The organism is Rhodanobacter sp. MP7CTX1, assembly GCF_014205795.1.
Taxonomy (GTDB): domain Bacteria; phylum Pseudomonadota; class Gammaproteobacteria; order Xanthomonadales; family Rhodanobacteraceae; genus Rhodanobacter.
In genome coordinates, this window is the sequence record NZ_JACHCN010000008.1 from 205,765 (window position 1) to 213,891 (window position 8,127).

Consider the following 8,127-nt stretch of genomic DNA (forward strand, 5'->3'; position numbering starts at 1 on the left):
GCTCGAATCAACGCTTCGTGATGACAAAATCCTGGTGGGCCACCGGCCTGCCGTCGAGCGAGATCTCGACCTTGTATTTGCCCTCGGGCCACAGATCAGGATTCTCCACCTTGAAGGTGGTGACCGCCGGACCGTCGGTGGCGATCGATTCGGTGATGCTGCTGATGAGCTGCCCCGGGCCTTCCAGATAGCTCCATTTGGCGTTGAGCGTGGCACCGCTGCTGCGACCTTCGGTGGCGACGCTGGCGTAGATGATCTTGTCGTTGAACGCGAAGTTGTTGCTGGCGTGCGTCACCTCATGGGCGGCATTGACCGCATTGCCGAGCGTCAGCTTGGCCACCGTGAGAGGCGTATTCGCCGACGCTGTTACTGCGGGGCTTGCAACGGATGCGGCAACCACCGCCGAGCTGGCACTAGTTGTGGCGCTGCTGATGGTCGCCGCTGCCTTCGGAGGCGCTGGCGTGATGGCGTTTGCAGCGGCGGGCGTGGTGGGAGCGGCAGCGTGGCTGGCCGCCGGCTCATGTTTTCCGCAGGCGCTGAGCAGCAGCAAGCCGGCGAGTGCAGCGCTGTACGGTACGGCCAAGCGTGATGAACGTGTCATGTGGAAACTCCATGGTCGATGACGTGACGAGTACCGATCCCACCATTGCTCTTATCTAAGACGACACCCTTTATCCAGCCAGCCTGGCCGCACGTGGTGATTGCCAAAGGGAGGTCCGTGCGCTTTGGCCGGTTCACCGAAGCTAACGCCTCCGATCTGAAGCGCCGGTTACCGGGGGAGCGGGGCGCCTGGGGTTTCACCTGGTCACTGGGCGCGCGGCAGAGAGATCATCGGCAAGCTCGTTGCCTGCCACCCGAATCCGATCGGGTGGCACTCGCACACAAAAGGCGAAGCTGAAACAGCGTCTACTGGCGTGCAGTACGCGGGTTGCCCGGCGTTTCCGGGGTGCTGCTGCGAAATGGATTGATGTCCAGGCCGCCGCGCCGGGTGTAGCGCGCGTAAACGCTGAGCTGCTGCGGAGCGCAACGTTCCATCAGGTCGACGAAGATCCGCTCGATGCATTGCTCGTGGAATTCGTTGTGATTGCGGAACGAGACCAGGTAGCGCAGCAGCCCGGCATGCTCGATCGGTGGCCCGCGATAGGTGATCTGCACGCTGCCCCAGTCCGGTTGGCCGGTGACTGGGCAGTTGGAGCGCAGCAGGTGCGAGACCACGGTTTCCTCGACTGCGATGGCGCTGTTGTCCGCGCTCAGAAATTCGGCTTGTGGAGGGCCGTAGTGGTCAATGTCGATCGACTGGCTGTCGAGCAGCCGGCCGTCCAGATCGGTAACCGGATACGCAGCTGCATCGGCCTCACTCAATTGCACGCCGACCAATGCCCCTGCTGCCGCGGACAGGTCGTGCATCAGCGTGGCAGCCAGCGCGGCCGCATCGACAATGCGTTCCTGCGCAAAACCATTCAGATACAGCTTGAACGATTTGGACTCGATGATGTTCGGCGAGGCCGCCGGCACGCGGAACTCGGCCAGCGCCACCACGGGCTTCCCGCGCAAGTCGAGCCACGACAGCTCGTACGCGTTCCAGATGTCCACGCCATGGAATGGCAGCAGTTCGGCCACGCCGATTTCCGCACGCTTCTCGGCGCGCGGTATCGCAAATAGCAGGCTTGGGTCGTAGCGGTCGGCGTAGGGGGTGTTCTTGCCGAGCGGGGAATGTTCAGGAGTGCTCATGGGGAGAAGTTTAACGTGTGTTCGCGACACGCAACCCTGCTTTGCTCCTCCCCTGCCTGCAGGGGGAGGCCGGGAGGGGATGCTTTTGATCTCCAGACGAAGACCGGCCCCACGCCAACCCTCCTCTGCAGGCAGGGGAGGGTTGGCGTGGGGCGGGCGGGCAGCGGGCGGGCAGCGAAAGGTTTTACACGTTGACCATGTGCATCATGGATCTGACATAGCGCTCGCCTGCGGCGGCATCCGGCGGAAACACCGCATCGATGGCCTCAAGCTCGGGGGCGCTGAGTTGCACATCGAGCGCACCGAGATTTTCGTCCAGCCGCGAACGACGCTTGGTGCCGGGAATGGCCAGCACGTCCTTGCCCTGCGCCAGCACCCAGGCCAGCGCCAGCTGTGCCGGCGAGCAGCCCTTGTCCGCAGCCAGGACTTTCACCTGATCGACCAGCTTCAGGTTGCGGGTGAAATTCTCCCCGATAAAGCGCGGGCTCTTACGGCGATAGTCGTCGGCGTCGAAATCATCCGGTTTGGTAATCGCGCCGGTGAGAAAGCCACGGCCAAGCGGTGAATAGGCGATCAGGCTGACGCCCGACCGACGGCAGGCGTCGAGCACGCCGTTCTCTTGTGGATCGCGCGTCCACAGCGAGAACTCACTTTGCAAGGCCACGATCGGATGCACCTTGCAGGCACGCTCCAGCGTCGCGCCGGAGGCTTCGGACAGACCGAGATAACGCACTTTGCCTGCCGTCACCAGCTCCGCCATCGCGCCGACGGTTTCCTCGATCGGCACGTTCTGATCGACGCGATGTTGGTAGTACAGGTCAATGGTCTCGATGCCGAGGCGCTGCAGGCTGGCGTCGCAGGATGCGCGCACATATTCCGGGCGTCCGTTGACCCCGCGCACGGCTGGATCTTTAGGCTCGCGCACGAAGCCGAACTTGGTGGCGATAAAAGCCTGCTCGCGGCGCCCCTTGATGGCCTTGCCGACCAGCACTTCATTGGTGTGCGGTCCATAGACGTCGGCGGTGTCGAGCAGATTGAGGCCGCGCTCCAGCGCGTGGTGGATGGTGGCGATGGATTCGGCGTCGTCGCGCGCCCCGTAGAAATCGCTCATGCCCATGCAGCCGAGGCCGAGGGCGGAGACTTGTGGACCGTTCTTCCCGAGAGTGCGGGTTTGCATGGCGGGTTGCTCGTGGTGGGTGGGGGTGGACGCATGGTGCTCCTCGCCGTAGATCAAATAAATGCTCAATAATGACTATCACTATTCCATTTGCGACAACAATTACCATGGACCGACTCGAAGCCATGCGGTTGTACACGCGGATCGTCGAGCTGGGCAGCTTCACTGCCGCGGCGGACGACTTGAACCTGCCGCGCGCTACGGTCACCCATGCCATCAAGCGGCTGGAAGTGCGGCTCGGTGCGCAACTGCTGCAGCGAACCACGCGCCGTGTACGCACCACCCGCGACGGCGAGGTGTATTACGGCCACTGCGTGCGTCTGCTGGCCGACATGGACGAGGTCGAGACGGATTTCCGTGAGGCGTCGGTGCAGCCGAAAGGGCGCCTGCGCGTCGATCTGTCGGCGGCATTGGCGCGACTGCTGGTGATCCCCGCTTTGCCCGCGTTCTGCGCGCGGTTTCCGCAGATCGAACTGGATATCGGCACAGGTGACCGTTTCGTCGATCTGGTGCGCGAGGGCGTGGATTGCGCGGTGCGCGTCGGCGAGCTGGGAGATACCGGGATGGTTGGTCGTCGCGTCGCCACGTTGACGCAAATCACGGTGGCCAGCGTCGATTACGTACGTCGGCATGGCCGGCCGGAATCGCTCGCCGCCTTGCATGACGGTCACTACGCGGTGAACTGGGCCTCGCCGACGACCCGCCGTGCGGAACCGCTGGAGTTCATGGTCGGCCGCAGGCGGCGTGAGGTGAGCGTGCCTGGAAAAATCACTGTCAGCGGCGCCGATGCGTACCTCAGCTGTTGCAAAGCCGGTCTCGGCATCGCGCAGTTTTCGCGCTACCGCATCGAGCAGGAACTGGCGAGCGGAACGATGTGCGAGCTGCTCGCGGATACGCCGCCGCCGTCGCTGCCGATGACCGTGCTGTATCCACCACAGCAACAGATGCCGGCACGACTTCGCGTCTTCGTCGATTGGCTGGTCGAGCTGACGGCGGGGCAACGGTGAGGCGCACAGATTTTCTGCGCCAGTGCGCAAGGGAGGTGTAGATCAGTCGCCGTCGCGGATCGTGCAGGAAAAGCTATGCGTAGCGCGCTACGCCGCGTCGGGGCGCGCTGGTTCCCAGGGTATCGCTGGTCAGCGGGGCACCGGCGGCCATCAATGCGCTGCGTTGCTCGGCCTGCGGTAGACGCAATATGCAATCCTCCAGGCGGGCGAGCTTCTGAAACACCGGTAGCGCCAGCACCTGCGCGACGAACGCGGCGGTGCGCGGCCAGCGCTCGGCATCGACCGCGTAGCGCACGAACGAGGCCGTGCGGAAAAAACAGGCGATGCTGATGTCGGCAATCGACAGCGCGCCGAACAGGAAACCGTCGTCCGGCAACTGGCTTTCCAGATAGTCCAGCACGGAAGGAATCTCCACATCGCGTGCCTGCCGCACGATCGTCTGATCGGCATCTTCGCCAAAGATGTATCGCCTGAGTGCGAGCTGATAAAACAGCCGCCAGACCAGCGCATCGGCTAGCCGGGTGTCGGCGTACTCCTCCAGCCAGCGTGCCTGCGCGCGATCGCTGATATTGGCGGGATAAAGCACCGGCGACGGGTGTTTATCCTCCAGATACTGGCAGATGACTGACGAGTCGTTCAGTACGAGTCCGTCGTCGACCAAGACCGGGATGCGCCGCAGCGGACTCAGCCGGGAGAAGTGATCGTTGCCGACGAACGGCGCGATCGGGTCGATCTCGTAGTCGAGGCCCTTCAGCTCCAGGCAAACCACCACCTTGCGCACATAGGGCGAGATGTAGTTGCCGATGATTTTCAGGCGAGCAGGCATTTGACGGCTCCGCTGTGCAACAGAACATCAGCCTGAGCGGCGTGCCGGCCACGCGTCAAGTGAATGGCGGGGCCGAGGCGTCAAGTGTTTAGGCTGGCGACAGCCAGCGCCGGGATCGGGGCCGGCGAGCCGTTGGAATCCAGCGCGATCATCACGAAGCGGCCGGTAGTGCACACGCGACGATCACCAGTGAGCAGATCTTCAGCAGTCATCTCGACCTCGACCTGCATCGAACTTCGGCCGACCTTGACGACGCTGGCGACCAGTTCCACCAATTGACCCGTACGCACCGGCACGCGGAAGTTCACCTCTTCGGAGCGCGCGGTGACTACCGTGCGTCGCGCATAGCGCGAAGCCACGATGAACGCGGCCTTGTCCATCCACGCCAGCGCCTGCCCGCCGAACAGCGTGCCGAGATGGTTGGTATGGTCGGGGAAAACCATTTCCAGCAGGCGCGCTTCGATCAGGGCAGTCGTCATTTGGTCATCTGTGTCAGGAGGGGGGGATGGGCAGGCGGCAGTGTAGTTTGTTTGCCTTACACGACCGGGTCCCATGACGGTATGGACCTCTGGCACAGGGTGATCGTGACGGTATCGAGTTAGCATCGCCCTTTTGGGCGTGAACGTGGCTACCAGATCGCGCTCGCGCCGTTCGGTTTCCCGTGGGAGGAAGTGCATGCATTCAATGATTGGCAAGTCGCGCCTTTTTGGCGTCGTGGTGTTGGGGCTGCTTTCTGCTGGCGTCGCCGCGCAGGATAAAACCGCTGCGCAAGATAAAATGCTGAGCGCCCATGACTACGCACAGGCTGAGCGCTTCATGGGTTACAACGTTACGCCGCTGGTCGATCACGACGTGCGCCGCGCGAAATGGCTGGATGACAGCCACTTCTGGTATCGCGACCACGACGTCGCTGGCGATCACGTCATGCTGATGGATGCTGCCACCGGCCACGCCGCCCCGGCGTTCGACCAGGTCAAGCTGGCCGCGGCCTTGAACAAGGCCAGTGACAAGCCGGTGGACGCCAAGAAACTTCCGCCGCTGCTCGACTACAGCGTGAAGCCGGATGGCCGCTACGACGTCGATCTCGAAGGCAAGCACTATCTGTGTGACCTCAAGGGGGCCGGCACCTGCGTCGACGTGGCCAAGCTGGTGAAGACCGGCACGGAGCCTGGCGTGCTGTCGCCGGACAAGCAGACAGCGGCCTTCATTCGTGACTGGAATCTGTGGCTGCGCGACGTTGCCAGCGGCAAGGAGACCCAGCTCACCACCGACGGCGTGGCGAATTTCGGTTACGCCACCGACAACGCGGGCTGGAAGCACAGCGACAACGCCATTCTCGAGTGGTCGCCCGACTCCAGGCGCATCGCCACCTTCCAGCAGGATCAACGCAAGACGGGCGACATGTATCTGGTCAGCACCGGCATCGGTCATCCGAAGCTGGAGGCCTGGAAGTACCCGATGGCCGGCGATAAAGACGTGACCATGATCGAGCGCGTGATCATCGACGTGCCGACGCACAAGATAGTGCGCCTGCAGATGCCGCCCGACCAGCACCGCTCCAGCCTGTGCGACGACGTCAGCTGCGGCCCCGACGGTGGCTGGGACGACGTGAAGTGGGCGCCTGACGGCAAGACGCTGGCGTTTGTCTCCACCTCGCGCGATCACAAGCACGAATGGTTTCGCATCGCCGATGCCGGCACGGGTGCGGTGCGCACCGTTTTCGAGGAAAGCGTACCCACCGATTACGAGAGCGGCAATGACGCGGTGAACTGGCGCTACCTGCCGGAAAGCCACGAGGCCATCTGGTTCAGCGAGCGCACGAACTGGGGCAACCTTTATCTGTATGACCTGGGCACAGGCAAGCCGAGGCAAGCGATCACCAGCGGCGACGGCAATGTCACCCAGGTGCTGAAAGTCGATCCGAAAACGCGCACCGTGTGGTTCCGCGGCGTGGGCCGCACGCCGGGCATCCACCCGTACTACCAGCAGTTCTGGAAGGTCAGTCTCGATGGCGGCGAGCCGACCTTGCTGACGCCGGAAGCCGCCGACCATTCCGTCACGCTGTCGCCGGACGGGAAGTATTTCGTCGATGCCTATTCGACCTCGACGACGCCGACGGTCACGGTGCTGCGCGACGCAAACGATGGGCACATTGTCACTACCGTGGCCAAGGCTGACATCAGTCGCCTCACCGCCGCCGGCTGGGTGCCGCCGGTTCCGTTCACGGTGAAAGCGCGCGATGGCAAAACGGATCTGTACGGCATCATGTACAAGCCGTCGAACTTCGACGCGCACAAGAAATATCCGATCGTCGACTACATCTACCCGGGTCCGCAGACCGGCTCGGTGCGTGGTTACAACTTCATGGCGGCAAGCGGTGACAACCAGTCGCTGGCGGAACTGGGCTTCATCGTGGTCGCGATCGACGGCATGGGAACACCATGGCGCTCCAAGGCATTCCACGACACCTACTTTGCCGACATGGGCGACAACACGCTGCCCGACCAGGTTGGCGGCATCAAGGAACTCGGCCAGCGCTATCCGTGGATCGATCTGGATCGCGTCGGTATCTGGGGTCACTCTGGCGGCGGCAACGCCACGGCCGATGCGCTGTTCCGTTACCCCACGTTCTTCAAGGTCGGCTGGGCTGAAAGTGGCAACCACGAAAACCGCAATTACGAAGACGACTGGGCCGAAAAATGGCAGGGCTTGCTGGTCACCAACAAGGATGGCACGACCAACTACGACAATCAGGCCAACGAGAACGAAGCGAAGAACCTCAAGGGTCGCCTGATGCTGGTGCACGGCACGATGGACGACAACGTGCCGCCCACCAACACGCTGCTGATCGTCGATGCGCTGATCAAGGCGAACAAGGATTTCGACCTGCTGATGATCCCCAACGCCCATCATGGTTATGCCGCCGCCACGCCCTACACCACGCGCCGGCGCTGGGACTATTTCGTGCAATACCTCGCCGGCGAAACGCCGCCGAAGGAGTACGCGCTGAAGCCGTGGCCGTGGATGTAATGCGGCCGACGCAGGACGTGTAGGGATGGATACGTGCTAGATGCCGGACGCTCCATTGATAGAAGAGGTCCAGCGGCGGCGATGGCCTACAAAAGGAAGGATGCGTGGATGGCAGCCGGATGCCGACGCGCAGCACACTATGTGTTTGTCCGGTGAGTCAGTCGTCTTGGGTGGTTCCTGGTGCGACTGAGGCATTGGACACCCCCCGAACAAACCTGCCCCGGTTTGGGGAGACGGCCCCTTCGGGGCCGTCTTTTTTTTGGTTCTTCACGGATTCCCGGGGAAGGCCGCTTTGATCTTCTTGAAGAAGTACTCGCTGTCACGGTAGCCATAAGCCATCCGTTTGATGACCTTGA

At 62.8% G+C, this 8,127-nt stretch carries 7 protein-coding genes; 2 read left to right on the forward strand and 5 right to left on the reverse strand.

Features of this window, described 5'->3' with window-relative positions; translation table 11 throughout:
* Positions 1–7: 7 nt before the first annotated feature.
* The 3 genes from HDE77_RS12150 to HDE77_RS12160 all read right to left on the reverse strand — a co-directional run bounded on the left by HDE77_RS12150 (position 8) and on the right by HDE77_RS12160 (position 2,908).
* Positions 8–601: a hypothetical protein gene (locus tag HDE77_RS12150; RefSeq protein WP_184417590.1), complete on the reverse strand. Its 594-nt coding sequence runs from the start codon at positions 599–601 to the stop codon at positions 8–10.
* 305 nt (positions 602–906) lie between these two features.
* Positions 907–1,731, reverse strand: coding sequence for an NADPH-dependent 7-cyano-7-deazaguanine reductase QueF (gene queF / locus HDE77_RS12155; protein WP_184417591.1), 825 nt, complete (start codon positions 1,729–1,731; stop codon positions 907–909).
* 184 nt (positions 1,732–1,915) lie between these two features.
* Positions 1,916–2,908 (reverse strand): aldo/keto reductase, encoded by a 993-nt coding sequence (locus HDE77_RS12160; protein ID WP_184417592.1) that lies wholly within the window; start codon positions 2,906–2,908, stop codon positions 1,916–1,918.
* A gap of 107 nt (positions 2,909–3,015) precedes the next feature.
* Here HDE77_RS12160 and HDE77_RS12165 point away from each other — a divergent pair, with 107 nt between their 5' ends.
* A complete protein-coding gene (locus tag HDE77_RS12165; protein ID WP_184417593.1) occupies positions 3,016–3,915 on the forward strand; it encodes a LysR family transcriptional regulator in 900 nt (299 codons plus the stop codon).
* Positions 3,916–3,988: 73 nt separating this feature from the next.
* On the opposite strand, the gene HDE77_RS12170 is transcribed toward HDE77_RS12165, so the two are convergent.
* Positions 3,989–4,741, reverse strand: coding sequence for a glutathione S-transferase family protein (locus tag HDE77_RS12170; RefSeq protein ID WP_184417594.1), 753 nt, complete (start codon positions 4,739–4,741; stop codon positions 3,989–3,991).
* A gap of 80 nt (positions 4,742–4,821) precedes the next feature.
* On the reverse strand, positions 4,822–5,220 hold the full coding sequence (locus HDE77_RS12175; protein WP_184417595.1) for an acyl-CoA thioesterase: 399 nt from the start codon (positions 5,218–5,220) through the stop codon (positions 4,822–4,824).
* A gap of 298 nt (positions 5,221–5,518) precedes the next feature.
* Between HDE77_RS12175 and HDE77_RS12180 the strand changes: the two genes are divergently transcribed.
* Positions 5,519–7,771: a S9 family peptidase gene (locus HDE77_RS12180; RefSeq protein ID WP_255482695.1), complete on the forward strand. Its 2,253-nt coding sequence runs from the start codon at positions 5,519–5,521 to the stop codon at positions 7,769–7,771.
* The last annotated feature ends 356 nt before the right edge of the window (positions 7,772–8,127 follow it).